Source organism: Pseudohaliea sp. (genome assembly GCF_054552115.1).
Genome location: NZ_JBTOLW010000008.1, coordinates 80,234 through 106,275, shown reverse-complemented (window position 1 = coordinate 106,275; position 26,042 = coordinate 80,234). Strand labels below are relative to the sequence as shown.

General features: G+C 67.7%; 24 protein-coding genes. 12 read left to right on the top strand and 12 right to left on the bottom strand.

Going from position 1 to position 26,042, the window contains the following annotated elements; genetic code table 11:
* Positions 1-95: 95 nt before the first annotated feature.
* Positions 96-1,478 carry a transcriptional regulator PpsR gene (gene ppsR, locus ACX93N_RS06330; protein WP_459427558.1) on the bottom strand — a complete coding sequence of 461 codons (1,383 nt, stop codon included), beginning with the start codon at positions 1,476-1,478 and terminating at the stop codon, positions 96-98.
* Positions 1,479-1,722: 244 nt separating this feature from the next.
* Here ppsR and bchF point away from each other — a divergent pair, with 244 nt between their 5' ends.
* The 12 genes from bchF to ACX93N_RS06270 all read left to right on the top strand — a co-directional run bounded on the left by bchF (position 1,723) and on the right by ACX93N_RS06270 (position 16,194).
* Entirely contained in the window at positions 1,723-2,241 is a 519-nt protein-coding gene (gene bchF / locus ACX93N_RS06325; RefSeq protein WP_459427557.1) for a 2-vinyl bacteriochlorophyllide hydratase, read from the top strand.
* A complete protein-coding gene (locus ACX93N_RS06320; RefSeq protein ID WP_459427556.1) occupies positions 2,238-3,512 on the top strand; it encodes a ferredoxin:protochlorophyllide reductase (ATP-dependent) subunit N in 1,275 nt (424 codons plus the stop codon). The genes bchF and ACX93N_RS06320 overlap by 4 nt, the downstream gene beginning before the upstream one ends.
* A 6-nt stretch (positions 3,513-3,518) precedes the next feature.
* A complete protein-coding gene (gene bchB / locus ACX93N_RS06315) occupies positions 3,519-5,084 on the top strand; it encodes a ferredoxin:protochlorophyllide reductase (ATP-dependent) subunit B (RefSeq protein ID WP_459427555.1) in 1,566 nt (521 codons plus the stop codon).
* The gene (locus ACX93N_RS06310) at positions 5,056-8,787 is read left to right on the top strand and encodes a magnesium chelatase subunit H (RefSeq protein WP_459427554.1); all 3,732 of its coding nucleotides are present in this window, start codon (positions 5,056-5,058) and stop codon (positions 8,785-8,787) included. The genes bchB and ACX93N_RS06310 overlap by 29 nt, the downstream gene beginning before the upstream one ends.
* Entirely contained in the window at positions 8,784-9,698 is a 915-nt protein-coding gene (gene bchL, locus ACX93N_RS06305) for a ferredoxin:protochlorophyllide reductase (ATP-dependent) iron-sulfur ATP-binding protein (RefSeq protein WP_459427553.1), read from the top strand. Before ACX93N_RS06310 ends, bchL begins: the two co-directional genes overlap by 4 nt.
* Before the next feature lie 38 nt (positions 9,699-9,736).
* Positions 9,737-10,453: a magnesium protoporphyrin IX methyltransferase gene (gene bchM, locus ACX93N_RS06300; protein WP_459427552.1), complete on the top strand. Its 717-nt coding sequence runs from the start codon at positions 9,737-9,739 to the stop codon at positions 10,451-10,453.
* Positions 10,450-11,877 carry a BCD family MFS transporter gene (locus ACX93N_RS06295; protein ID WP_459427551.1) on the top strand — a complete coding sequence of 476 codons (1,428 nt, stop codon included), beginning with the start codon at positions 10,450-10,452 and terminating at the stop codon, positions 11,875-11,877. The genes bchM and ACX93N_RS06295 overlap by 4 nt, the downstream gene beginning before the upstream one ends.
* A 25-nt stretch (positions 11,878-11,902) precedes the next feature.
* Positions 11,903-12,670, top strand: a complete 768-nt coding sequence (puhA, locus tag ACX93N_RS06290) for a photosynthetic reaction center subunit H (protein WP_459427550.1) — start codon at positions 11,903-11,905, stop codon at positions 12,668-12,670.
* The gene (puhB, locus tag ACX93N_RS06285) at positions 12,667-13,344 is read left to right on the top strand and encodes a photosynthetic complex putative assembly protein PuhB (protein ID WP_459427549.1); all 678 of its coding nucleotides are present in this window, start codon (positions 12,667-12,669) and stop codon (positions 13,342-13,344) included. The genes puhA and puhB overlap by 4 nt, the downstream gene beginning before the upstream one ends.
* A complete protein-coding gene (puhC, locus tag ACX93N_RS06280; RefSeq protein ID WP_459427548.1) occupies positions 13,341-13,808 on the top strand; it encodes a photosynthetic complex assembly protein PuhC in 468 nt (155 codons plus the stop codon). The genes puhB and puhC overlap by 4 nt, the downstream gene beginning before the upstream one ends.
* Positions 13,809-13,819: 11 nt before the next feature.
* On the top strand, positions 13,820-14,677 hold the full coding sequence (gene puhE, locus ACX93N_RS06275) for a putative photosynthetic complex assembly protein PuhE (RefSeq protein ID WP_459427547.1): 858 nt from the start codon (positions 13,820-13,822) through the stop codon (positions 14,675-14,677).
* A gap of 188 nt (positions 14,678-14,865) precedes the next feature.
* Positions 14,866-16,194, top strand: coding sequence for a radical SAM protein (locus ACX93N_RS06270; RefSeq protein WP_459427546.1), 1,329 nt, complete (start codon positions 14,866-14,868; stop codon positions 16,192-16,194).
* An 81-nt stretch (positions 16,195-16,275) separates the two neighbouring features.
* On the opposite strand, the gene idi is transcribed toward ACX93N_RS06270, so the two are convergent.
* From idi to bchC, 11 genes are all read right to left on the bottom strand, one after another.
* The gene (gene idi / locus ACX93N_RS06265) at positions 16,276-16,884 is read right to left on the bottom strand and encodes an isopentenyl-diphosphate Delta-isomerase (RefSeq protein ID WP_459427545.1); all 609 of its coding nucleotides are present in this window, start codon (positions 16,882-16,884) and stop codon (positions 16,276-16,278) included.
* A 160-nt stretch (positions 16,885-17,044) separates the two neighbouring features.
* A complete protein-coding gene (gene pufA / locus ACX93N_RS06260) occupies positions 17,045-17,236 on the bottom strand; it encodes a light-harvesting antenna LH1, alpha subunit (protein ID WP_350037693.1) in 192 nt (63 codons plus the stop codon).
* Positions 17,237-17,310: 74 nt separating this feature from the next.
* Complete coding sequence (pufB, locus tag ACX93N_RS06255) at positions 17,311-17,460, bottom strand: light-harvesting antenna LH1, beta subunit (RefSeq protein ID WP_035516571.1); 150 nt, start codon at positions 17,458-17,460, stop codon at positions 17,311-17,313.
* A gap of 173 nt (positions 17,461-17,633) precedes the next feature.
* A complete protein-coding gene (gene pufC, locus ACX93N_RS06250; RefSeq protein ID WP_459427544.1) occupies positions 17,634-18,734 on the bottom strand; it encodes a photosynthetic reaction center cytochrome PufC in 1,101 nt (366 codons plus the stop codon).
* Entirely contained in the window at positions 18,731-19,702 is a 972-nt protein-coding gene (gene pufM / locus ACX93N_RS06245; RefSeq protein ID WP_459427543.1) for a photosynthetic reaction center subunit M, read from the bottom strand. Before pufM ends, pufC begins: the two co-directional genes overlap by 4 nt.
* Positions 19,703-19,716: 14 nt before the next feature.
* On the bottom strand, positions 19,717-20,541 hold the full coding sequence (pufL, locus tag ACX93N_RS06240) for a photosynthetic reaction center subunit L (RefSeq protein ID WP_459427542.1): 825 nt from the start codon (positions 20,539-20,541) through the stop codon (positions 19,717-19,719).
* A 106-nt stretch (positions 20,542-20,647) separates the two neighbouring features.
* Positions 20,648-20,881 carry a hypothetical protein gene (locus ACX93N_RS06235; RefSeq protein ID WP_350037701.1) on the bottom strand — a complete coding sequence of 78 codons (234 nt, stop codon included), beginning with the start codon at positions 20,879-20,881 and terminating at the stop codon, positions 20,648-20,650.
* A gap of 85 nt (positions 20,882-20,966) precedes the next feature.
* The gene (gene bchZ / locus ACX93N_RS06230) at positions 20,967-22,436 is read right to left on the bottom strand and encodes a chlorophyllide a reductase subunit Z (protein WP_459427541.1); all 1,470 of its coding nucleotides are present in this window, start codon (positions 22,434-22,436) and stop codon (positions 20,967-20,969) included.
* On the bottom strand, positions 22,436-24,001 hold the full coding sequence (gene bchY, locus ACX93N_RS06225; protein ID WP_459427540.1) for a chlorophyllide a reductase subunit Y: 1,566 nt from the start codon (positions 23,999-24,001) through the stop codon (positions 22,436-22,438). Before bchY ends, bchZ begins: the two co-directional genes overlap by 1 nt.
* On the bottom strand, positions 23,988-24,977 hold the full coding sequence (locus ACX93N_RS06220; protein WP_459427539.1) for a chlorophyllide a reductase iron protein subunit X: 990 nt from the start codon (positions 24,975-24,977) through the stop codon (positions 23,988-23,990). The genes bchY and ACX93N_RS06220 overlap by 14 nt, the downstream gene beginning before the upstream one ends.
* Positions 24,974-25,924 (bottom strand): chlorophyll synthesis pathway protein BchC, encoded by a 951-nt coding sequence (bchC, locus tag ACX93N_RS06215; RefSeq protein WP_459427538.1) that lies wholly within the window; start codon positions 25,922-25,924, stop codon positions 24,974-24,976. The genes ACX93N_RS06220 and bchC overlap by 4 nt, the downstream gene beginning before the upstream one ends.
* Between the last annotated feature and the right edge of the window lie 118 nt (positions 25,925-26,042).

Sequence of the window (26,042 nt, the reverse complement as noted above, 5' to 3'; positions counted from 1 at the left end):
GACTATAGAAGCGCCCCCGGAGAGCGTCAATCAGGATTTACACTTTTGGCGCGATCAGTGTCAGTTTTTATTGACAGGGCGCAAGAACCCGGCGCTCAGGGGGAGACGGCGTCCGACTCTACCCCGGAAATATCATAACGCCGGAGCTTCGCATAGAGGCTCTGCCGGCTCAGCCCGAGCAGCTCGGCGGCGGAGGCCCGGTTGTCCTGCGTGAGTTCGAGCGCGGCGCGGATGCACATGGCCTCGATGATGTCCGTGGATTCGCGGACCAGCTCCTTCAGGGGCATGCGGCCAACCCGGCGCGTGATCTGCTCGATGGACGAAGGCAGGCTGTCGCCACTCGCCTGGCCATCGCTCACCCGCCGGCTGACGTCACGAATGTAGAAGGCGAGCCGTCCCCGGGGCCCGTCACCGAGGGTGCAGGCCGAGATCTCCACGTCCGTGTTCACACCGGCCTCGCCGCGCAGCACCGTGGAAAAGAGCTTCACCGTGCCGCGTTCGTTGAGGTTGGAGAGGAGCACGGAGAGGTCTACCCCGGAGCGGCCCAGCCAGCGATCGGCAGACAGGCCCGTCAGCCGGTCTTCGCCGACGACCTGCGCGAGGTCGAGGAAGGTCCTGTTGGCGGCGAGCACGCGGCCCTCCGTGTCGGTCAGCAGCACCGCGTCGGGCGCCTGCTGCAGGCTCGGCGGCAGCGCCTGCTCATCGCCGCCGGCAAGCTCGCCGCCCTCCCGGGCGAAACGCACCAGGAAGCGCGTCTCGCTGCCCTGGCGCAGGTAGCTGACCACGGCTGAGAGCGGCGCGTCGTCGACGGCGCGGGTCACGCCGGAAAGGAGGGCGCGGCCGGTGGCCTGGGCCTCGGCAAGCAGCCCGGTGATATCCCGCTGGGAGCGCTCCGACAGGCCGAGAGGGAAGGGCTTGCCGACGACCCGGTTGCCGCCGCCCAGGAGCTCGCTGGCGGCCGGATTCGCCTCGAGAACGCGCCCGCTGCCCGCATCCACGACCAGGATGGCGTCGGCGATCATGTCGAAGAGCTGGCGGTACCGGGTCTCGACCTGGCGCAGGCGCCAGTAATCCTGCTCCAGCGCCTGCTGGGCATTGAGCAGCTGCTGGCGGAGACTCGCGACGGGACGCATGTCGCGCCCCGCGGCGATCACGCCGCCGCCGTCCGGCAGGGTGACGAACCGGTATTCGACCGGCAGCGGCGCGCCGTCTTCCAGGATATGGGCGAGGTCGATTCGTTCCGGTTCGCCGGGATGCGCCCACACGGCAGCCAGGGTGTCAGCCAGCCGCTGCCGGCTGTCGCCTTCCACGGTGTCGAGGAGAGAGCGGCCTAGCCAGCTCTCACCAATGTGGGCCGCCAGCTCACCGCCGTTGGACGCAAGCTCGGCAATCCCGCCGTCTCTGTCGAGGACGAAACCAATGTCGGCTACCTTTGCGAGCAATCCGACCAGCGCTGCAGCGTCCAAATCGACGGCCATGCTTTCGCGTCCGCAAATATAAAGAATGACTTTTTTATTTCTTTTGCCGATAAACGGCGGAAGCGCAGATTATACACATCCCCCACCCAGACACACGCTCTTGCGGCATGTAGAGAGAGTAAACCCCATGCTTTGATGTTTGTCAATTTTACTAGACTCACAATGGTGTCAGGTTTAGTTGACATACTTCGCCGAGGAGACTAACTTTTCAAGGGCAGCGGATAAGTAATGGTTGGTACGATCCATGGCAGCACATCCCCAAGGTGCGGGCAGCGCGTCCTTGTATACGCCGGAGCAGCGCCGCCGGCGGGACGAGTCTCCCTGGACCCTGGTCCAGGGCATCCTCGCCCCGCTCCAGTTCCTCGTCTTCCTGGTGAGCCTGGTACTGGTGGTGAACTTTCTCCTCAACGGCACGGGCCTCGGCGCCGCGACCGCCTCCATCGTGGTCAAGACAGGCATCCTTTACACAATCATGGTCACCGGCGCCATCTGGGAGAAGGTCGTGTTCGGCCAGTACCTGTTCGCCCCGGCTTTCTACTGGGAAGACATGGTGAGCATGCTGGTGATCGCCCTGCACACGGCCTACCTGTTGAGCTGGCTGTTCGACTGGTTCACCCCGGCGGGACAGATGTGGATCGCCCTCGCCGCCTACAGCGCCTATGTCATCAACGCCGCGCAGTTCCTCCTCAAGCTGCGCGCCGCCCGGCTGCAGGAGGCCGCCAGCACGGCCGCCACCGGCGCACTCGCAGGAGCCGCAGAATGAGCAACGCCGTCCTCGCCAGCGACCGCCCGGGCAGCGCGCCGATCACCCAGGAGCGCGGCCAGCGGGCGGTGTTCTGCGGCCTCACCTCCATCATCTGGCTACACCGCAAGATCCAGGATGCTTTCTTCCTGGTCGTCGGCTCGCGCACCTGCGCCCACCTCATCCAGTCGGCCGCCGGCGTGATGATCTTCGCCGAACCGCGCTTCGCCACGGCAGTCCTCCAGGACCGGGACCTTGCCGGCCTCGCCGATGCCAACGAGGAGCTCGATCGGGTCGCGTCCCAGGTCATTGCCCGGCGCCCCGAGATCAGGACCGTCTTCCTGGTCAGCTCCTGCCCTTCGGAGGTGATCAAGCTCGACCTCGCCAATGCCGCCCAGCGCCTGGGGCAGAAATACGACGGCCGGGTCCGCTTCGTCGACTACTCAGGCAGCGGCATCGAGACCACCTTCACCCAGGGCGAGGACAGCTGCCTCGAGAGCCTCGCCGCGAAGCTGCCCGCCGATGACAGCGACGAACCGGCCCTCATGGTCGCCGGCAGCCTCCCGGACATCGTCGAGGACCAGTTCGCACGCCTCTTCGAGCAGCTCGGCATCGGTCCGGTGCATTTCTTCCCGGCGCGCAGCTCCACGGCCATGCCCCCGGTGGGCCCGAATACCCGGCTACTGCTGGCCCAACCCTTCCTGGGCAACGCCACCCGCGCCCTCGAGAAGCGAGGCGCGAAACTCCTGCAGGCCCCCTACCCCTACGGTGCCGAGGGCACCACGGCCTGGCTGCGCGCGGCCGCAGAGGCCTTCGGTGTCGCGCCGGATCATTTCGAGCAGGTCACGGCGGCGCCGCGGGCGCGCGCCGAGCGGGCGCTGGAAGCGCCGCGGCAGCGGCTGGCAGGCAAGCGCATCACGTTCCTGCCCGACTCGCAGATGGAGCTGCCCCTCGCACGCTTCCTGCAGCGCGAGTGCGACATGGAACTGGCCGAGATCGGCACGCCTTTCTTCGACCAGCAGACCATGGCCGCCGAGCTGCCGCTGCTGCCCGAGGGCGTACGCATCACCGAGGGCCAGGACCTCGACCCGCAGCTGGACCGCGTGCGCGCCGCACGGCCGGACCTGACGGTCTGCGGCCTTGGCATCGCCAACCCGCTGGAATCCGAAGGGCTGCGCACCAAGTGGTCCATTGAACTCGTCTTCACGCCCGTACACGGCTACGACCAGGCCGGCGATCTCGCCGGCCTGTTCACGCGGCCGCTGGCGCGGCAGGACATGCTGGAGGTATAGGCAGCAATGGAGCTGACCTTCTGGACCTACGAAGGGCCACCGCACGTCGGGGCCATCCGCATCGCCAACTCCATGCGCGGCGTGCACCTGCTGCTGCACTCACCCCAGGGCGACACCTATGCGGACCTGCTCTTCACCATGATCGAGCGGGACCGCAAGCGCCCCCCGGTGACCTATACGACCTTCCAGGCCCGGGACCTCGGTTCCGATACCGCCGAGCTGGTCACCGGTACGCTGCGCAGCACCGTGGACCGCTTCCGTCCGAGCGTGCTGCTCGTGGGCGACTCCTGCACGGCAGAGCTCATCCAGGACCAGCCGGGGACGCTCGCCACCGGCGCCGGGCTCGATGTCCCGATCATCCCGCTGGAGATGCTGGCCTACTCGCGCAAGGAGAACTGGGGCGCCGCCGAGACCTTCTACTCGCTGGTCCGCGGGCTCCTCAACCGCCAGGCCCCGGAGCCGGGCTGGACCCGGCCGCCGCGGCCGCAGGACCGGCGGCCGATCGTGAACCTCCTCGGGCCGACCTCCCTGGGTTTCCGGTGCCGGGACGACATCATCGAAGTGCAGAAACTGCTGGCGAGCGTCGGCGTGGATGTCGGCGTGGTCGCCCCCCTCGGTGCGAGCCCGCAGGATCTGTTGCGCATCCCGGAAGCAGACGCCAACATCTGTCTCTATCCCGAGGTCGCCGACAGCACCTGCGCCTGGCTCCAGCGCACCTTCAGGCAACCCGTGATCAGCACCGTGCCCATCGGGGTCGGCGCGACCCGCGACTTCCTGCAGGAACTCGCCGAGACTCTCGGCCTGACCGACTGCGAGGTCACCGCCGACGCTGTCTGCCGCCTGCCCTGGTACTCCCGCTCGGTGGACTCGACCTACCTGACCGGCAAGCGCGTGTTCATCTTCGCCGACGCCACCCACGCCCTGGCGGCGGCCCGCATGGCCCGCGAGGAAATGGGCTTCGACGTCGTCGGCCTCGGCACCTACTCCCGCGAGCAGGCCCGCGCCGTGCGCAAGGCCGCGAAGGACTACGGCCTCGAGGCACTCATCACCGACAACTACCTCGAGGTGGAAAAGGCCGTGGCCGACCTCCAGCCGGAGCTCGTGCTCGGCACGCAGATGGAGCGTCACATCGCCAAGAAGCTCGGCATCGGCTGCGCGGTCATCTCGACCCCGGCCCACGTGCAGGACTACCCCGCGCGCTACTCGCCGCAGATGGGCTTCGAGGGCGCCAACGTGATCTTCGACACCTGGGTCCACCCGCTGGTCATGGGGCTGGAGGAACACCTCCTGACCATGTTCCGGGAGGACTTCGAGTTCAACGACGACAAGGTGCCCTCGCACCTGGCCGCCGTTGGCGGCACCAGCCACCGCCCGGCCGAAGCGCCGGCCGCGGAAAGCGCGGAAGATGCCGCCCTCCGCTGGGAAGCCGACGCCGAGAAGGAGCTGAAGAAGATTCCCTTCTTCGTTCGCGGCAAGGCCCGGCGCAACACGGAAAAATACGCGATGGAGCGCGGCGTGGCCGCCATCAACGTGGAGACGCTCTATGAAGCGAAAGCGCACTTCAGCCGCTGAAACCCCGCTGCGGTTCGTCCTCGTCACCCTGGACAATCACGTCACGGGGAGCGTGGACCGGGCCGCCGCCGCCCTGGGCACGGACCTGCCCGGGCTGGACGTGCGGACGCACGCCGCCGCGGCGTGGGACAAGCAGCCGGAACAACTCGAGCGCTGCCTGGCCGATATCGCCGAGGGCGACATCATCGTGGTCACGATGCTGTTTCTCGAGGAACACATCAGCGCCGTGCTGCCCGCGCTCACCGCCCGCCGCGACGACTGCGATGCCATGATCTGCTGCATGTCCGGCGCCGAGGTCATGAAGCTAACCCGCATGGGCCGCTTCACCATGGACGGCGAGGCGAAGGGGCCGGTCGCCCTGCTCAAGCGCCTGCGCGGCAAGAACGGCAAGGCCAAGGCCAGCGCCGGGGCGCAGCAGCTCACGGTGCTGCGCCAGCTGCCGAAGATCCTGCGCTTCATCCCGGGCACAGCCCAGGACGTGCGCGCCTACTTCCTGACCCTGCAGTACTGGCTCGCCGGCTCCGACGAGAACCTGCAGCGCATGATGGGCTTCCTCATCGACCGCTACGCCGACGGTCCGCGCGCGGCCCTCCGCGGCCAGCTCAAGACCCACTCGCCGATCGAATACCCGGACACGGGGCTCTACGATCCGGGACTCAAGCGCCGCATCAGCGACGACCTGAAGGACCTGCCGCGGGCTCCGAAAGGCTGCCGCGGCACCGTCGGCATCCTGATCATGCGCTCCTACGCCCTCGCCGGTAACTCGGGGCACTACGACGCCGTGATCGCCGCCCTGCGCGAGCGCGGGCTGCGCGTTGTCACCGCCTTCGCCAGCGGCCTCGATGCCCGGCCGGCGGTGGAAAAATACTTCATGGAGGACGGCCAGCCGGTGGTGGACGCCGTCCTCTCCCTGACCGGCTTCTCCCTGGTCGGCGGCCCGGCTTACAACGATTCAAAAGCCGCCGAGGACATGCTCGCGCGCCTCGACGTGCCCTACATCGCCGCCCACGCGCTGGAGTTCCAGAGCCTGGAGCAGTGGGAGGCCTCGGAAAACGGCCTCATGCCCATCGAGGCGACCATGATGGTCGCGATCCCGGAACTGGACGGCGCCACCGGCCCGATGGTCTTCGGCGGCCGCTCGGACGCCGCCGAGGGCAGCAGCGAGCACGACATGCGCGCCCACGCCGAGCGGATCGATGTTCTCGCCAACCGCGTGGAGCGGCTCGTATCCCTGCGCCGCGGCAAGCGCGCCGAGCGCAAGGTCGCCATCGTCATCTTCAACTTCCCGCCGCACGCGGGTAACACCGGTACCGCGGCCAACCTCGCGGTCTTCGAATCGCTGTTCAATACGCTCCGCGCCATGCAGGCCCAGGGCTACGCCGTGGACGTGCCGGAGGATGTGGACGCGCTGCGCCGCGCCATCATCGAGGGCAATGCCGCGCAGTACGGCGCCATGGCCAACGTGCACGCCCACATCCCGGCCGACGACCACGTCGCCCGGGAGACCTGGCTGGAGGAAATCGAGGCCCAGTGGGGCCCGGCCCCGGGCAAGGAACTGTCCGACGGGCGCAACATCTTCGTCATGGGGGCACAGTTCGGCAACGTCATGGTCGGCGTGCAGCCGGGCTTCGGCTACGAGGGCGACCCGATGCGCCTGCTCTTCGAGCGCGGTTTCACGCCCACGCATGCCTTCAGTGCCTTCTACCGCTACCTGCGCGAGGACTTCGGCGCGGACGCGGTGCTCCACTACGGCACCCACGGCGCCCTGGAGTTCATGCCCGGCAAGCAGGCCGGCATGGCCGGAAGCTGCTGGCCGGACCGGCTCATCGGCGACCTGCCGAATTTCTATCTCTACGGTGCCAACAATCCCTCCGAGGGCCTGATCGCCAAGCGTCGCTCGGCGGCCACGCTGATCAGCTACCTGACGCCGCCGGTCACCCAGTCGGACCTGTACAAGGGGCTCCTCGATCTCAAGGCCTCCATCGACCGCTGGCGCGGCGAGCAGGACAAGGGGGCCGAGGCCCGCGCGGATCTCGCCTCGCTCATCCAGAGCCAGGCCGTGGAACTGGAACTCTGCGCCGCAGAGCCGGCCTGGGACGAGAACAGCTTCGACGCCATCGAGGACCTGCGCAGGCAGCTCATCGAGGTGGAGGAAACCCTGATCCCCTATGGTCTGCACGTCGTCGGCGAGGCGCCGACGCGCGAGGAACAGCTCGACATGCTCGGCTCCATCGCCCTGGCCAGCCACGACCTCGACCTGGACCGCGAGATCCTCGAAAAGCTGCTCGACGGTGAGGAACCGAAGGCTGTGGCCGCCCGGCTGGCAAAGGTCGCAGGGAGCGAGGCGGACGAGGAACAGCTCCTCGAGGCCTGCCGGCAGCTGGCGAAGGCGGCTCTCATGCTCGGCACGGACAGCGAACTGGATGCCATCCTCCGCGCTCTCGACGGTCGCTTCATCCGCCCGGCGCCGGGCGGCGACCTGCTGCGCACACCGGACGTGCTGCCCACGGGCCGCAACCTGCACGGCTTCGACCCGTTCCGCCTGCCCAGCCGTTTCGCCCTGCGCGACGGCGCCCGGCAGGCGCAGACGCTCCTCGACCGGCATGCCGCCGAAGGCAACGGCGTACCCGAGTCCATCGCCCTCGTACTTTGGGGCTCGGACAACCTGAAAAACGAGGGTGGACCCATCGCCCAGGCCCTCGCGCTCATCGGCGCCGAACCGAAATTCGACGGCTACGGTCGCGTCTGCGGCGCCGTGCTCAAGCCCCTCGAAGAGCTGGGCCGGCCGCGCATCGACGTGATCATCACCCTCTCCGGCATCTTCCGCGACCTGCTGCCGCTGCAGACGCGCATGCTCGCGGAAGCCGCCTTCCTGGCAGCGGAGGCGGACGAGCCGGCGGAGATGAACTTCGTGCGCAAGCATGCGCTGGCCTACCAGGCCCAGCACGGCTGCGACCTGGAAACCGCAGCCCTGCGGGTATTCTCCAACGCCGAGGGCGCCTACGGCTCCAACGTCAACCTGCTGGTGGACAACAGCCGCTGGGAAGATGAGGGCGAACTCGCCGATACCTACACCTCGCGCAAGTGCTATGCCTACAGCCGCTCCGGCCAGTCCGCACCGCAGGCGGACCTGCTCAACTCGGTACTGTCCAACGTGCAGCTCGCCTACCAGAACCTCGACTCCGTCGAGGTCGGCGTCACTACCCTGGACCAGTACTTCGATACGCTCGGCGGCATCAGCCGCGCGGTGAAGCGCTCCCGCGGCGAAGACGTGCCGGTCTACATCTCCGACCAGACCACCAGCAACGGCAAGGTCCGCACCCTCGCCGAGCAGGTGGCCCTGGAGACACGCACCCGCGTGCTCAACCCGAAGTGGTACGAGAGCGTCCTCGAACATGGCTTCGAGGGCGTGCGGCAGATCGAGTCCCATGTGACCAATACCATGGGCTGGTCCGCCACCACCGGGCAGGTGGCCCCCTGGGTCTACCAGAAGCTGTCCGAGACCTTCATCCTCGACGAGGAAATGCGCAAGCGTCTCGCCAAGCTCAATCCCGCGGCCTCGGTCAAGGTAGCCAACCGGCTCCTCGAGGCCCACGACCGCCAATACTGGAACCCCGACGAGGCCACCCTGGAAGCCCTCCGCCGTGCCGGCGAGGACCTCGAGGACTGGCTCGAAGGCGTCACAGAAGAGGTAGCTGCATGAGTCTCGACAATAACATCCCCGTACAGCTCGTCGATCCGCCGGGGACGCCCCCCGACGGTGAGGGCAGCGTCCAGGTACACCTGGACCCGGAAATCGATATCGGCCAGGCGCAGGTCTTCGCCATCTACGGCAAGGGCGGGATCGGCAAGTCCACGACCTCGTCGAACCTGTCGGTCGCCTTTTCCAAGCTCGGCAAGCGGGTCATCCAGATCGGCTGCGACCCGAAGCACGACTCCACCTTCACCCTGACCAAGGCCCTCATGCCGACCGTCATCGACGCCCTCGAGGAAGTGGAATTCCACAGCGAGGAACTGCAGATCGAAGACTTCGTGCACGAAGGCTACAACGGCGTCATGTGCGTCGAGGCCGGCGGCCCGCCCGCCGGCACCGGCTGCGGCGGCTACGTGGTCGGCCAGACCGTCAAGCTGCTCAAGCAGCACCACCTGCTCGAAGACTCGGACGTGGTCATCTTCGACGTGCTCGGCGACGTGGTCTGCGGCGGCTTCGCCTCGCCGCTGCAGCATGCCGAGCGCGCGCTGGTGGTCACCGCCAATGATTTCGACTCGATCTTCGCCATGAACCGCATCGCCGCGGCCATCGGCGCCAAGTCGAAGAACTACAAGGTGCGCCTGGGCGGCGTGATCGCCAACCGCAGTGAGCAGACCGACGAGATCGACCGCTTCAACGACGCCGTGGGCCTGAAGCGCCTCGCCCACTTCCCGGCGCTCGACGTCATCCGCCGCAGCCGCCTGAAGAAGTGCACCCTGTTCGAAATGGAACCCTGCGAGGGCCTCGAGGAGGTGCAGCAGGAGTACCTGAACCTGGCGGAATCCCTGCTTCGCGGCATCGAGCCGCAGGAGGTCACCCCCATGAAAGACCGCGACCTTTTCGACTTCCTGGGCTTCGATTAAGGCTTTGACAAGGGCTTCTTTGACAAGGGCTTCAACTGATGGCGAGTACGAGTTACAACGAGCGGCGCTCGGAAATCGAGACCTACTTCGATCGCACCGCCGCGGACGCGTGGTCGGCCCTGACCTCCGATGCGCCGGTCAGCCGCATCCGGCAGACGGTGCGCGCGGGCCGCGATGAAATGCGTGCCACGCTGCTGTCCTGGCTGCCGGAGGACCTCGCGGGGCTCCGGATCCTGGATGCCGGCTGCGGCACCGGCGCGTTCAGCGTGGAGGCCGCGCGCCGGGGTGCGAGCGTGGTGGCCATCGACCTCTCGCCGACGCTGGTCGAGCTCGCCCGGGAACGGCAGCCGACGGACCTCGCGCCCGGGCACATCGATTTCCGGGTCGGCGACATGGCATCGGTGGAGGGCGAGCGCTTCGACTACGTGGTGGCGATGGACTCGGTGATCCACTACGACCCGCACCACGCCGTCGAAGTGCTGGCGAAACTCGCGGCCAGCGTGCGTCGCGGCATGCTGTTCACCTTTGCACCGCGCACGCCGCTGCTGGCGGTCATGCACGCCGTCGGCGGCCTCTTTCCGCGCGGCGATCGCGCACCGGCCATCGTGCCCATCAGTGAGAAGCGCCTGTACGGCGACCTCGCCAGCGCACCGGGCCTCTGCGACTGGGAGCGCGGGCGCAGCCACCGCGTGAAAAGCGGCTTCTACACTTCCCAGGCCTGCGAACTGCGCCGGCAGGAGGCGAACAACGGGTGAAGCGCTCCGTGGCCATCACGCAGAAAGTGCTGTCCCACCTCGGGACGCGCTGGCTGCCCTTTGCCGACGCGGTCACCGAGGAACTGCCGCTGGACCGGCTGCTGCGCCTGTCCCTGTTCCAGGTCTCCGTCGGCATGGCGATCGTGCTCCTGAACGGCACGCTGAACCGGGTCATGGTGCTCGAACTCGACCAGCCCGCCTGGCTGGTCTCGGTCATGGTATCCCTGCCGCTCCTCTTCGCACCGGCGCGCGCCCTCATCGGCTTTCGCAGCGACCACCACCGCTCGGCCCTGGGCTGGCGCCGCGTGCCCTATATCTGGCTCGGCAGCATCGCCCAGTTCGGCGGGCTCGCCATCATGCCTTTTGCCCTGCTGGTGCTCTGGGACCCGGCCATGGGCCCCGCCTGGGTCGGCCCCGCCGCGGCGGGCCTCGCCTTCCTGCTGGTCGGCGCCGGCCTGCACACCACCCAGACCGCCGGCCTCGCCCTGGCCACGGACCTCGCCAACGAGGAAAACCGGCCGCGGGTGGTTGCCCTGCTCTACGTCATGCTCCTCGTGGGCATGATCGGCAGTTCCTTCGCCTTTTCTTTCCTGCTCGCGGACTTCAGCCCGGTACGCCTGATCCAGGTCATCCAGGGCGCCGCCGCGGTGACCGTCGTGCTGAACGTGGTCGCCCTCTGGAAGCAGGAAGCCCGCGATCCGTCGCGCAACCGCGGGGTGGAACGCCCGCCCTTCCGGGAAGCCTGGCGCCGGCTGTGCCGCCAGGGGCGCGCCACCCGGCTGCTGCTCGCCGTCGCCCTCGGCAGCGCCGGCTTCAGCATGCAGGACATTCTCCTTGAACCCTACGGTGGCGAAGTCCTCGGCCTCTCGGTCAGCGCCACCACCGGCCTCACGGCGCTCTTCGCCCTCGGCATGCTCGGCGCCTTCGCCTTCGCGTCCCGGCAACTCAGCCGCGGCGCCGACCCGGTGCGCCTCGCCGCCTACGGCGCCCTGGTGGGCATCTTTGCGTTTGCGGCGGTCATCTTCGCCGCGCCGCTCGGCTCGGCCGACCTGTTCCGCTTCGGCACCTTCGCCATCGGCCTCGGCGGCGGACTCTTCGCCGTCGGGACGCTCACGGCGGCGATGCGCCTCGGCGAGGACGGCCAGGCCGGCCTCGCCCTCGGTGCCTGGGGTGCGGTTCAGGCGACCGCCACCGGCCTTGCCATCGCCGCCGGCGGCGCCCTCCGGGACATGGTCGGCCACCTGGCGGCCAGCGGCGCCCTGGGCGAGGCCCTGGTGGGCCCCGCGACCGGCTACGGTGCCGTCTATCACCTTGAAATCGCGGTGCTCTTCGCCGCATTGGTAATCATCGGGCCGCTGGTCAGGGGCCCGGAAGACGAGGTCGTGCGCCAGCCGGCGTTCTACCTCGCGGAGTTCCCCGAATGACGAAAGCCCTGATGGAGGTGCTGACATGATTGGTGACATTACCGGCTACATGGACGTGGCCCAGATGACGCTGTACGCGTTCTGGCTGTTCTTCTTCCTGCTGGTCCTGTACCTGCACCGGGAGAACAAGCGGGAGGGCTATCCGCTGGAGACCGACGACTACCGCAATGTGACCGTTGTCGGCTTCCCCGGCCTGCCGGATCCCCATACCTACGAAATGCTCCATGGCGCCGACGACGTGGTTCGCCCCGGCAAGGATGCGCCGGAATACGAAGTGAAGGCCAAGCGCCTGAACCCTTACTACGGCGCACCGTTCTACCCGACCGGTGACCCGCTGGTGGACGGCGTCGGCCCGGCGGCCTGGGCCAAGCGCCCGGATTTCCCGGACCTCACCTTCGAGGGTGAACCCAAGATCGTGCCCATGCGCGTGGCCACGGAGTTCAAGGTCGCCCACCAGGACCCGGATCCCCGCGGCAAGGACGTGGTCGGCCTCGACAACGAGGTGGCTGCCACCGTGACCGACCTCTGGGTCGACCGCAGCGAGCCGCAGGTCCGCTACCTCGAGATCGAAGTCAAGGAGAACGGCAAGCGGGCCATGATCCCGATCACCCTGTCCCGCGTGCGCGGCGACGGCACCGTGAAAGTGCACTGCCTGCGCGCGGCACAGTTCGCGAACATGCCCACGCTCGCCAACCCGGACCAGATCACGCTCCAGGAAGAGGACCGCGTCTGCGCCTACGTGGGCGGTGGCACCCTCTACGGTACCCGTGAGCGGACGGAGCCCCTGCTATGAGCCATCGTCACGCCAACAACGAGTACGACCACGAGCCGATCCGAGGCCTGCCGGAGGAACCGCCGGCCGGCGAGGAGATCCTCTGCCAGGTCGAGCCCGATTGGTGGAGCATGGCTCGCCGGACCTTTCATACCGTGCAAGTCGGCGCTTACTTCGCCCTGCTTATCGCGGCCCACCAGGTCTACCACTACAGCCAGGGCGGCGGGGTCGCGGAAGGCCTCACCAGCCTCGGCTGGCAGCTGGCGCTGGCGGCGGCCGGCCTCGGCATCCTCTGCGGCCTCGGCGTCCTCTACGCCCGGACCACGGTGTACACGCTGACCAACCGCCGGGTGGTGCTGCGCTTCGGCGTGGCCCTGCCGATGATGATCAACCTGCCCCTGGACCGTATCGCCGCAGCGGACCTGCGCCCCTTCGGCGACGGCACCGGCGACATCGCCCTGCGCCTGGCGAAGGGCGAGTGGATCTCCTACTGGGCCCTGTGGCCCCACGCCCGGCCCTGGCATCTGTCACCGGTGATTCCCAGCCTGCGCAGCGTCCCGGACGCCGAGGCCGTCGCGAAGCGCCTCGTGGCTGCCGTGCAGGCGCGGAGCGATGACGTCGCCCTGGCCCCGGCGCTCAAACCGGACCGCGCCACCGGCGGCGACCGCCTGGCGCCGGCCGGGGCCATGGCGTGACGGCAGGCACCGGCATGACGGCGCAGACGCCCTGGCCGCTATCGCGCTGGATCGCCTCGGCGATCGGCGCGGTCGTGGTGTTCACGGTGGTCGGCGTCGCCAGCCTCCGCTTGTCCGGCTACGAGCCGCCGGCGGAACCCCGAGGCGCCATGGTGGAGAGCCGTCTCCTGCGCTTCGAGGACATCCGGGACGGGTTGGTGTACGTCTATGACGCCGAGACCGGCAACCGCCTCGCGGAACTCGCCCCGGCCGAAGACAGCTTCATCCGCGGTATCATGCGCAGCATGGCGCGCGCCCGCCGCGCCCGGGAGATCGGCATGCAGCCACCGTTCCTGCTCGCCCGCTACGCGGACGGCAGCCTGGTGCTCTCCGATACGGCCATCAGTAACGAGGTGAACCTCGTCGCCTTCGGACCGACCAACGAGGCGTCCTTCGCGACGCTCCTCCTGGCCGAGCCGCGCTGAGGCCGCCCGCCGTGTCCGCCTACCTCGTCGCCCTGCTGACCGCCCTCCTGGGCTGGTGGCTGAGCACCGGGGTGATCCTCTACCTGAACCTGCTGCCCCGGTACAGCCACCGCTGGAGCGTACTCGCCTTTGCCACCCTGGGCCTGTTCAGCCTGACGCTCCTGCCTCAGGTCGCGCGCGATGCGACCCCCCTGGGCGCCGCCGTGGGTTTCGCCATCGCCCTGGCCGTCTGGGGCTGGCTGGAAATCAGCTACCTCATGGACTTCCTTACCGGCACCCACAAGCGGCCCTGCCCGCCGGGGGCCCGGGGCTGGGTCCGCTTCCGCCTGGCCCTCGCGACCAGCATCCACCACGAGCTGGCCGTCGCCGGCGTGGGCATCGCGATCGTCGCGCTCTCCTGGGGCGGCGACAACCAGGTGGCCACGGGCACCTATCTCGTGCTGTGGATCATGCGCTGGAGCGCCAAGCTCAATCTCTATCTCGGGGTCTCCAATTTCAACGAGCACTGGCTGCCGGAGCGCAGCCGCTACCTGGTCAGCTACATGCGCAAGCGCCGCATGAACTACCTGTTCCCCGTTTCCATCACGCTCGGCACCGCTGGCACGGCCCTGTTGCTGCGGGCCGCGATCGGCGCGGACGACGATTTCGGCCGCCTCGGCAACACACTGGTCTGCTCGCTGCTGGCGCTCGCCGTGCTGGAGCACTGGTTCCTCGTGCTGCCGCTGCGCGATTCCGCCCTCTGGCAGTGGGCCATCAGCGCCGCAGACCGGGCCCGCGGACGCCCGCCCGGGGCCCGCAGAAACCCGCCAGTGACACCCGCAGCGGCCAGGGAGGCCCGGGAGCTCCGCTCTCGCCTGGGTACCGGCTGAGCCGCTGCCCCGGCCATGTCCAATTTCTTTGACAGTGGTCAAGGCGGCTTCTACTCTTTCGGGGGCAGCATAAGAATTAACATGACTGACGTTGAAGCTTCTTGCACAAGCCCCGGTCCCGGCAGGGAATCGCCACCCCACTCGAAAGCATGGTGGGGCCGGTCGCAAAGCGCCACTGGAGGTGCCCGATGACCCCCCTGGTTACACCCCCCTTCGCACCGCGCGGGGGCACGGCTGACGAGGACGCGCTCCCCGAGCTCTTCGCCACCACGGAGCTGGGCCTCACGCCCGGCGACTACGCAGAATTGCTGGCCGGCAAGGGCGGCGACAACGACAGCGTGGCGGTACACGTCCGCCTGCCGTTCTGTCCGTCCCGCTGCCTCAACTGCGACCATCACACCACGGTCACGCACAACAGCGAGGCCATCGACGAATACATCGCCGGCCTCGAGCGCGAGATCAGCATGGTGACGGACCGCATCGGCCGCGGGCGCGCACTCAACCAGCTGCACTTCGGCGGCGGCACCCCCAATTACCTGAGCGACACGCAGCTCGTCCAGCTCATGGATGTCATCGATCGCCATTTCCACCTCCACGGCGACACCGAGGCCTCCCTGGAAGCCAACCCGAAGCGGTGCTCACCGTCACAGCTGTCGCTGCTGCACGGTCTCGGCTTCCGCACCCTCGACCTGCAGATCCGCGACCTGGACAGCGCCGTGCAGCTGGCCATCGGCCGCTCCCACTCTCTGTCGGTACTCGAGGACGTCATCGCCAGCGCGCGCGGCGAGGGTTTCGAGAGCGTGAGCATGGATCTCGTCTACGGTCTGCCCAACCAGTCCGTGGAAACCGTGCACGGGACCGTCACGCACATGATCGGACTCAACCCGGATCGCATCATGTGCCAGACTTTTTCGCCGCGCCCCTCCGTGTTCAGGCACCAGCGGGCGCTCGAGGTCGAGGGGCTGCCCTCCCTGGCGGACAAGGTCGCCATGTTCAACACGGCCAACGAGACGCTCATGGGCAGCGGCTATGAATGGGTGGGTCTCGACTGCTTCGCCCGCGAGCACGACCCCCTCACCCGGGCCAAGCACGCCGGGCACCTGCACCGCAACTGGGTTGGCTACACGGACCGGGACACCGGCGATCTCTTCGGCTTCGGGGCCGACGCGATCAGCCAGCTCCGCGAGGCGAACGTCCAGAACAAGGTGCAGCTGGGCGAGTGGCACGAGGCCCTGCGCCGGGGCGAACTCCCGCTCTGCACCGGGGAGCGCATCAGCGAGAGCGAGCAGCGGCAGCAGGCAGCCCTGAACGCCCTCCTGTGCAACCTCGAGTTGTCCGACTACGAGGACCTCCTGGAGGACAGTTCGCTGCTAAAGGAACTTGCCAGCAAGGGCTTCGTGGAAATTTCCGACGACAAGGTCTCGGTCACCGACTATGGCCGTTTCGCGCTTCACCAGCGCTGGAGCGATGCCTCTCCCCACTACCGCACCGCGCTCGGCATGGCGCTGGCTTCCTAGGCCTGCTTCCCGGGGTCGACGTCCTCAAGCTGATGTACCGGGTACCCGGCGACGGGCCCGGGCAGATACACCGCGTGGAGGTCAACCCGCCTCGGCCAGGCGCTTTCCCGGCGCCCGGAACAACGTTTCGACCATTGCCCGGTAGGGCCCGCGCAGGGCTGCCCACTCGAGTTTGAACCAGGGTGTGAAACGCTCCGGTTCCCGCGCCAGCCAGGCGTCCACCGCCGCACAATCGAACCAGCCCCAGGCGCCGATCTCGCGCGGATTGGGCCGCGGCGCCAGCGGCTCCGGCAGCGCACCGATGTAGACGGAGCACAGCTCGCGCTCGCTGCCGACATCGAGGTAGCGGGCCGCGTATTCGAACTTGTAGAGGTAGGTCAGCTCGGCGGTCACACCCAGTTCCTGCTGAAGGCGCCGCTGCGTGGCCGTGTGATTGCACTCGCCCCGCCGCGGGTGACTGCAGCAGCTGTTCGTCCAGAAGCCGGGCCACAGGGGCTTCTCGGTACTGCGCTCGTGAAGGAGCACCGTATCGGCGTCGAGATAAAGAAAAACCGAAAAGGCGCGGTGCAGCTGGCCATCGCCGGCGTGCACCCGCTCCTTGCTGTCGTACCCCGTGGGCAGGTCCTCGCTGTCGACAAGGATCAGCGGCTCGTCGGCAAAGGAAACCTGTTGACCCCTGGCAAGCTGCATGGCACTGCGCTCCCGCTAGCGCGCGACACCGGGTCGCGATAAAAGGGCACTGTCATGGCCGCGTGCGCCAGGCGCCGCGGCGCGATGTCTGAAGGCGATAACGAGAAAGAGCTCCGCCCGCCGCGAACGGCGGGCTTCACTCCGTCAGGTTACCGACGAACTACGCTTTCGACTCTGGCAGCGGAGCCACTTCAGCGGAGGCCGTAGCCGCCGCCGGAGCGTCTTCCTCGAGCCAGTTGAAGCGTTCTGTGCTCAGCAGGATGAAATGAATCAACAATGCCAAGGTGAACAGAAACGCCGCCGTCGCGATCATGATTCGCCTGGGATCAAAAATCAGCCAGATCCTGTACATTTCGCTTCTCCAAGTTGTTGCGGCTTACCGGCCCAGCCGGTCCTGCCGCGGGTTTTACTCGCGGTGCTTCTGACCTATACCAGCCAGGGCTTCCACATCCACACGAGGATGTGTGCCACCACGGCCACTGCGGTGAAGCCCAGGAAACCTTGCATAAAGAAGCTGTGGAATTCCTTGGCCTCGTCACTAGACAGCCCGGAAGGACTGTTGATTTGCTCACTCATGGTTTACCTCCCATGTGTTTCTTCCGTTAACAGCCCATGCGTGTTGCCTGGGATGTCCACTCCATGCTGCCCGGCCTTGCGGCCTTCGCAGCATGCCTTCCTCGCCGGCAGTTCCCCGGGGCAACCCCGGAAGCGCCCGCGCGGCGAAGAATTCCGTCAGCGCGTGTCGCGCGCTATTCGCCGCCCCCCATGTTGCCGACCGCCGGTACCGGGCCGTCCCGCTCGGCTTTCGCCGCGGCGGCCTCGTCGGCCATGTCGACGGACACGCCGGTTTTCCTGGCGAGGCTGGGATAGGGGTCGATCATGTTCGCGCCGTACATCGGCTTGTAGGCGCCCTGGTGGCAGGTCATGCAGCTCACCTTGGGAACATCGCCCATCGGACCGAGGCGGTGCGGCGGCAGCCACTCCCCCGTCGGCTTGATGTAGCCGTTGTTGGTCTCGCGCACCATGCGGATCGCGTGCCAGGCCTTGACCCGCTGATACGGGCTCTGCTCCCAGTTCGCGAAGGCACGGCTGTTGTGACAGAAGGTGCAGTTAGCGTTCAGCGACTCCGAGAAGTGCATCATCAGCGAATAGGTCCACTCCGCCTGCTTGGTGCCGACATTCGGCCCCGTCGGCAGCGCGGTGTTGCCCTGCAGGCTGATCGGGTAGTCCTCCTCGAGGAACGGCGTCAGCGGGTCATAGGGCAGCGATGAGTAAGCCGCCGTCGGGGAAGCGATGTTCTGCCCGTTCGTATCGATCTTCGCCGAGGTCTCCGGGCCGGGATCGTGCGACCACGCATACTCCGGTACGGCCTGGCCGCGGTGGCAGGTGTAGCAGGTGACGCCCGCCGGGGCCACGTGCTTCTCGCCCCAGTCCTCGTTGATGCGCTGCGTCATGGCCAGCATGCTGCGCGCGACCTTCTTCGTGTAGACGTCCTCGGAGGCGAAGTTGCCCGGCACGTGGCAGTAGTTGCACCCCTCTTCCGGCGACACCCACTGGGTGATGGAGGCCATTACCCGGGTGAACTCGCCGACTGTGAGATCACCAAGCACCTCGATGTTCTCGTAGAGGTCGCCGGCCTTCGGCCCGCCCGGCGGCACGGGCGGGATGACCTCGGGCAGCGCATTGGCCGCCACGCTGTCCGCGCGCTCCTCGGGGTCGATGACCAGTTCCATGCCGGTGCCGCGGTAGCCGCGCTGCACCACGTCATGGGGCGGTGGGTTGCAGGCGGCCAGGGTGGCCGTGGCGGCCACGGCCACCAGTGGCAGACGGATCGTATGCAGTATGCTCATTGCCCCGCTCCTGTCGTCATCGGGTTCACCGGCGGCACGGCCTCGATCGGCGGATAGGCCGGCGCGACACCGTGTTTCACGGCCCAGAGGTACCAGTTCTCGACCACGGTCCCGGTCAGCAGGATGCCGATACCACCGGTAATCACCGTGAGTACCGCGAACCAGAGGCCCCAGCGGTGGATGGATTCCATGGTGGCGTTGAAGCCCATGGTCCAGCGCCAGAAGAGCTGGGCACGCTCGGAGGCGGTGCCGCGATAGGTAATCTGATCAATTTCCCGGTCGCCACCGTAGCGGCTCACCGCCAGGATGGTCGCACCGTGCATGGCGAACAGCAGCGTCGAACCGTAGAGGAAGGCGATCGACAGCATGTGGAACGGGTTGTAGAACAGGTTCCCGTAGCGGATCGAGAAGGCCGCTGTCCAGTCGAGGTGCGGGAAGATCCCGAAGGGCACGGCTTCGGACCAGGACCCCATGAGCACCGGCCGGATCAGGCCAAGGACGAGGTACAGCCAGATCGCCGCCATGAACGCCCAGGCCAGGTGTGTACCGATCCCGTTGCGGCGCGCCAGGTTATAGGTGCGCACCCACCAGAGCAGGATCGAGGCCGTCAGGAAGAAACCGGCCATCAGCCACCAGCCGCCCTCACCGAGGGGCGGTATGCTGAGACCGTACTCCGGCCCGGGCGGCTCCAGGGCGAGCCAGGGCAGCTGGCGGATGAACTCCACCGGGTCCCAGTTCACCGAGGCCCACATGTTGAGGCCGATGATCTCGATGGCGATAAAGCCGAACAGAAGCGACAGGATGCCGGTACCGCCCAGGTAGATGGGGCCGAGCTGCGCGTCCCCGATCTTGCCGAGCCAGTAGTTCTCGGTCATGCCGGAGCGTTTGTCCGTATCCGGACCGAGGTCCAGGCCGGGATGCAGCGGGGCCTCGACCTGGAGGCGCGTAAACAGGTTCTGATATTCCATGGTCGTCTACCCCTTTAGTTCCAGATGCCCAGCTCGAGCCACCAGTTCCACCACTCGGGCCAGCCCTTGGTCCAGAAGGGACCGCTGATGACAATGCAGACCGCGCTCCAGAAGCCCGCCGACAGGGCCAGGAAGAGCCCGAGGCGGTGGATGCCCAGGGCACCGATCGAGTAACCGACGTCGTCGCGGAAGAACGAGTTCTCGTGCTCGGCGGTCTTCACCTTCTGCCCCTTCGGCGGGTTGGTCACCGACAGGATCAGGCCACCGTGCATGGACAGGGCCAGGGTGGTGGTGAAGAAGAAGGTGATCGCCAGCATGTGCGCCGGGTTGTAATGGAAGTGCAGGTACTGGTAGCCGACGTTCGATACCCAGTCGAGGTGGCTCAGGATTCCGTAGGGGAAGCCGTGGCCCCAGGCGCCGAGAAGCAGCGGCCGGATGATGACGAGGGTCACGTAGGCGAAAACGGCCACGCTGTAGGCGAAGGGTACGTGCAGCCCCATGCCCAGCTTTCGCGATATCTCCACCTGCCGGAGCGCCCAGGACACGAAGGCCCCGGTCGCGCAGATGGTGATGATCTGCCACAAGCCCCCCTCGTTCAGGGGCGCGAGGGCAAGCCCGTAGCTCAGGTCGGGCGGCGCAATGTTGATCTGCCAGATATTCCAGGTCGGCCCCTGGGAGGCGCCGTAGACGATCAGCGCGGTACCGAGTACCGAGAAGAAAATCGTCGTCACGCCGAAGAAGCCGACGTAGAAGGGCCCGACCCAGAAATCGAAAAGGTCACCGCCCAGGAGGGTACCTCCCCTGACCCGGTACTTTTTCTCGAAACTCAGCATCGTCATCGTTTTTCCTCCGGTCCAACCCAGGGACCCCGTAAACCCACAATCGCCGCCCTGCCCGGGCTGGCGTTATCCTTCCCCGCGCCGCGACCGCCGCGGCGCCGCACCCTCAGCGCATGAACGCGTAGGGAATGACCGTGTACGCCGTGCGTCGCGCCTCGGCGAAGAGCGACTCGTGCCGCGGTGCCGAGCCGGCGAGCGGCCGGCAGCTGCGCGGCAGCAGCCGGCTCACGGCTGCCACCAGCAGGAACCACACCATGGAGACCGCAATCAGGATGCGGAACTCGATGCGGTCGTGCAGCGCGGTCGCGTGTACATCGTGGTGCGCTTGACCTGTTTTCATGCTTTATCCCTCCCCTCATTTCGCACGGGGTCGTTGTATTCGCGCCGCGGTCCGGCCGCCGGCGTCGTCCGCCCGGTCCCGCTGCTCACGCAGCGCCTCCCGAGGCGAGCAGCTGGCGAGCCAGCTGCAGGTGTTGCATGGTGACCTGCTCGGCGCCGCTGCCGCGGGCGGCGCTTTCCGCCGCGTCACGCAGGCGCTTGGCCGCGGAGATCCTAACCAGGATCGGTTCGGCGGCCACGAGCTTGTCGAGGGCCATTTCCGCCTCGACTTCCCAGGCGATGGAGGTCCGCTCCCGGGCCGGCGTGGCCTCGGCCTTGTCGAGGTCCGTGCCCAGCGGCAGGATGTGGAACAACGCATCGAACAGGGCGTTGCAGACCTCCTGCACCAGGTAGCAGGCGCCGCCATAGCCCATGAACGGCGTGCCCGTATGCCGGCGGATAATCGTGCCGGGCAGCGATGCGGGGATGTAGACGGCGCGTGCCCCCACCTCGGCGAGGTACATGCGCTCGTTGTAGCCGCCGAAGACCACCAGGGGCGTCCTGGTCTGCACGGCGGCGCGAATGGCCTCGTTGTCGGTCTTGGTGCCGGCGCGGCGCTCGAAGGCAAAGTGGCAGGGCAGCCCCAGCTCTTCCTCGAGGAAGTGGCGCACGCCGCGGCTGTAGGTTTCGTTCGCCGCGATGCCGAAGCTGGCCGTGCCGAAGAAGTCCTGGGTGACGGAGCGCCACAGGTCCCAGATCGGCTTGATGGTGGTGTGCTTCTCCCGCGCGATGAACGGTTGCGGATCGAGCTCGAGCAGTTCGCCCAGCTTCTCGAGAAACTTGGTGGTGCTGTGCAGGCCGATGGGGGCCTGCAGGTAGGGCACGTCGAGCTCCTCGCAGAGCAGCCGGCCGAACTCCCGGTACATGCAGATGTTGACGTCGGCCTCGGCGAGCTTGCACACGTCGTCGATGTGGCAGCCGAGGGGGAAGACCATGTTGACTTCGGCGCCCATGCCCTCGACCAGGCGGCGGAGCTCGGCGAGGTCCGACCAGGTGTTGAACATGCCGTAGATCGGCCCGATGATGTTGACCCGGGGAGCGGCCTTGCCGGCCTCACGCTTCTTCTGCCATGCGTCGCGGAGCTTCTTGCCCTTCTTCGCGCCGAAACGGGTCCACAGCCAGTTCATGGCGCGGTCTGCGCTCTGCCACTGGTCTTCGTCGATGGTCCGGGGAAGGAAGCGCTCGATGCCGGTACCTTCCGGCGTCACCCCGCCCCCGATCATCTCGGCGATGGAGCCCGTCACCACCACCGCCGGGCGATCCGGGTCCAGGGTCTCGTGGGCGCGGCGCATGGCGCCCTCGGTCCCGTGCTGGCCGAGCTCCTCTTCGGCCAGGCCGGTGACCACCACCGGCAGCTCGTGCGGCGGCAGCGCGTCGGTGTAGTGCAGCACGGAGGTCACCGGCAGGTTTTCGCAACCCACCGGGCCGTCGATGATGGTCTGCAGGCCCTTCACGGCCGTGAACACGTACACGGAGCCCCAGTAGCCCCCGGCGCGATCGTGATCGAGCACCAGCATCAGGCCGCTCCTCCCGCGCCCAGGGGCGCGTGTTTCGCACCGAGCATTTCCGGCTGCCAGATGCCGGCATTGTCGCCCTCGCCCACGCCGTCGAAGAACGCTTCCATGGCGTCAAAGCGGTCCTTGTTGGCGACGGCGGCGTTGATGACCTGGGCAATGGAGCCCGGGCCGGCTGCACCCATGAGCGGGCGCGCGGAAATGAGGTTGGTGAAGTACAGGCCGGGGATGGCCAGTTCCTTGGCCTTCTGCACCACCGGCGTGGTGCCGATGGCGAGGTCCGGCTCGTAGTTGCGCATCGCGGCCACGTCGTCCTCGAGGGAAGCGCGGAAGTTCACCTCCACGCCCCGGGCCTCGAGCCACTCCCGGTCCGCATCGGACCAGCGGGTCTTCGGGCAGGCGGTACCGACGTAGCGCAGATCGGCGCCGCTCTCCACCAGCAGCCGGGCGACCAGCAGTTCCGAGCCCTCGTAACCGGAGAGGGTAATGCGCGCATCGATCTGCGTGGCTTTCAGGGCCTCGGCAATCGCCGGCAGCGCAGCCTCCTTGGCGGCCGCAAGCGCGTCGTTGCCGATGTTGAGGGTCCCGGCCACGGACTCGAGCCAGGCTTCCGTGCCCTCGTAGCCCACCGGCGCCGAGCCCAGGCAGGGCCGGCCGGCGGCGTCGAACTGGCGCTGCGTGGCGGTGTAGAAGGGGTGGATCATGGCGGCGGCGGCGCAGTCGAGGGCGCCGTAGAGCTCGCGCCACTCCCGCGTGGGCACCATGGGGCCGGCGGCGAGGCCCATCGGGTCCAGGAGCCGGCCGATAGTCACGGCGTCCACCGGGAACATCTCGCCGATGAGAGCGATGGCCGGCTTTTCACTGTGCCCGCCGGTCGGGGCGGCCACGGGGCCGGCCTCCGCTTCCGTGCGCGCGTAGCGCAGCATGGCGCCGGCCAGGATGTCCTTGGCCTCCGCATGCGTCGGCACGCCGAAGCCCGGCACGTCGATGCCGATGATGCGTACGCCGTTGATGGCCTTCGGCAGGAGGTCCAGGGGGACGCCGGAGGCCGTGGGCACGCAGAGGTTGATAATGACCACCGCGTCGTACTGCTCCGGGTCGGCGAGCTTGTGTACGGACTCGCGGATATCCTCGAACAGCTTGCCGGTGACCAGCGTCTCGGAATCGAAGGGCACATAGCCCACGGTGCGCCGGGCGCCGTAGAAGTGCGAGGTAAAGGTCAGTCCGTACACGCAGCAGGCGGAGCCGGAGAGCACCGTCGCCGTGCGCCGCATGCGCAGCCCGACGCGCAGGGAACCGAAGGCCGGGCACATGCTCTGCGGTTGGTCGTGCGGGCCCGTCGGGTAGTCCTGCTTGTACTGCTCGAGGACCGCGCCCTTGCCGCTGGCTTTCGCGTCGGCCTGCATGCGCGTGGCGCCGGCGTGGCAGCCGCCGCCCTCGGAGGCGACCGCCGCCTCCACGCTCTCGACTTCCGACGCCGGCAGCTCTTCCACCGGGGCGACGGGGATACGCTCGGCACCGTTCACGGCGGGTGCCTCGGGCGCCGGCTCGTGTTCAGACCGTGTCATAGATCACCTCGAGGGATGGCTTCGGCGCATGATCCGCGCCGCAGAGATCGGCCTGCGTGGCCGGCTGCAGCACGACGTCGCGGCCCACGTCGTCGCCGGAGAAGAGTTCGAGCAGGCCGTCCTGGGACAGCGGCGCCGGCTGGTGCGGCGGCGCTTCGGCAACATTCGTGGCCAGCTGGCCGAAGAGCGGGCCCCATTCGCCATCGGGGTAGCCGATGATCTCGTAGTTGGCGCTCTTGCGGCGGATGTCGTCGTGGGCCGGGATGCTGGCCAGCTCCGGGATGCCCACGGCCTTGCAGAAGGCCTGGGCCTCGCCGGTGCCGTCATCCTTGTTGGTGACCATGCCGGCAACGCCGACATTGCCGCCGAGCTTGCGGAAGTACTCGACCGCCGAGCAGACGTTGTTGGCCACGTAGAGCGACTGCAGGTCATTCGAGGCGACCACGATGACCTTCTGGCACATGTCCCGGGCGATGGGCAGGCCGAAGCCGCCGCAGACCACATCGCCGAGGAAGTCGAGCAGCACGTAGTCGAAATCCCACTCGTGGAAGCCGAGCTTCTCGAGGGTCTCGAAGCCGTGGATGATGCCCCGGCCGCCGCAGCCCCGGCCGACTTCCGGGCCGCCGAGTTCCATGGCGAAGACGCCGTCACGCATGAAGCAGACGTCTTCGACGCGCACTTCCTCGCCCGCCTCTTTCTTGGCCGAGGCGGTCTGGATGATCGTGGGGCAGGCCTTGCCGCCGAAGAGGAGCGAGGTCGTGTCGCTCTTCGGGTCGCAGCCGATGAGCAGCACCTTCTTGCCCTGCTGGGCCATCATGTAGGACAGGTTCGAAAGCGTGAAGCTCTTGCCGATCCCCCCCTTGCCATAGATGGCAATGATCTGTGTCTTCGGTCCGCCCCCCGAACTCGCGAGGAGATCACCGGCGTCTTCTTTCTCGTGATCCGGTGTGTATTCATTCACGGATGCATCAGTCATTGAACGGACCTCCAATCCAGGATCATTTTTAGGCATTCACTATCGCCAAAGGCCTGGCGATAGGCTGGCGCGGCATGGGCCGCGGGCTGGCGGTGCGTGATGAGGCCGTCGAGGTCTAGCCGCCCGTCGGCAACCAGCTTGACGACGGCCTCGAGATCTTCCTGCTGCCATTCAGCGGAGATGCGCAGCTGCGCCTCACGCATGAAGGCCGGCGGGAAGGTGAAGGACACCGGCTCCTGGTAGAAGCCGGCAAGCACGATGCAGCCGCCCGGGGCGAGGTGCGCCACGAGCGTATCGAGGAGCCCCACGGCCCCGCTGACATCGCAGATGAGACGGTAGTCGCGGCGCGTTTCGCTCTCGGGGTCGATAACGGGGTAGCCGTCGGCGCCGGCGCGCCGCCCGGCGTCGCGTTCCCAGACCGTCGGCGCCTCGCCGCCGAGGGCGAGCACCACCCGCGCAACCAGCCGGCCAAGGACACCGTGGCCGATCACGAGATCGGGAAGCACACCCTCCGGCCCCCGGGTCACGGCACGCAGGGCCGTGGCCGCGAGAGCCAGGAGGGCTGCTTCTTCCCCCAACGCGTCGCCCAGCGGCGTCACCCGCGTGGCATCCACCACGAGGCGATCGGCGGCGCCGCCGAACAGTCCCTGCACATCCGTGTAGCCGCGGGAACCGGGCACAAAGACGCGCTCGCCCACCGCAAGGGTGCAGCCGTCGCCCACGGCGGCGACACGACCCACGGATTCGTAACCGGGTACGAGTGGATAGGCGAGCCCCGGGAAGGCCGGCATGCGGCCCTGCCAGAGCAAGCGCTCGGTGCCCGTGCTGATGCCGCTCCACTCGATATCAATGACGCAGTCGCCCTCGGCGGGCTCGACGATGCCGACCTTGCGCACGGACAGCTTGCCCGGTTGCTCGAAGACGACAGCTGTAGCTTGACTGCTCACCAGGAAATCCCCTGACCTGACAACAACTTACCTGCTGACCCGGCGCACTGTGGCGACGGGCATGGCGGCTGTCCTAGCAAAACCGCTAGGTGTAAGTTTAGGTTTACATTCTGAGATG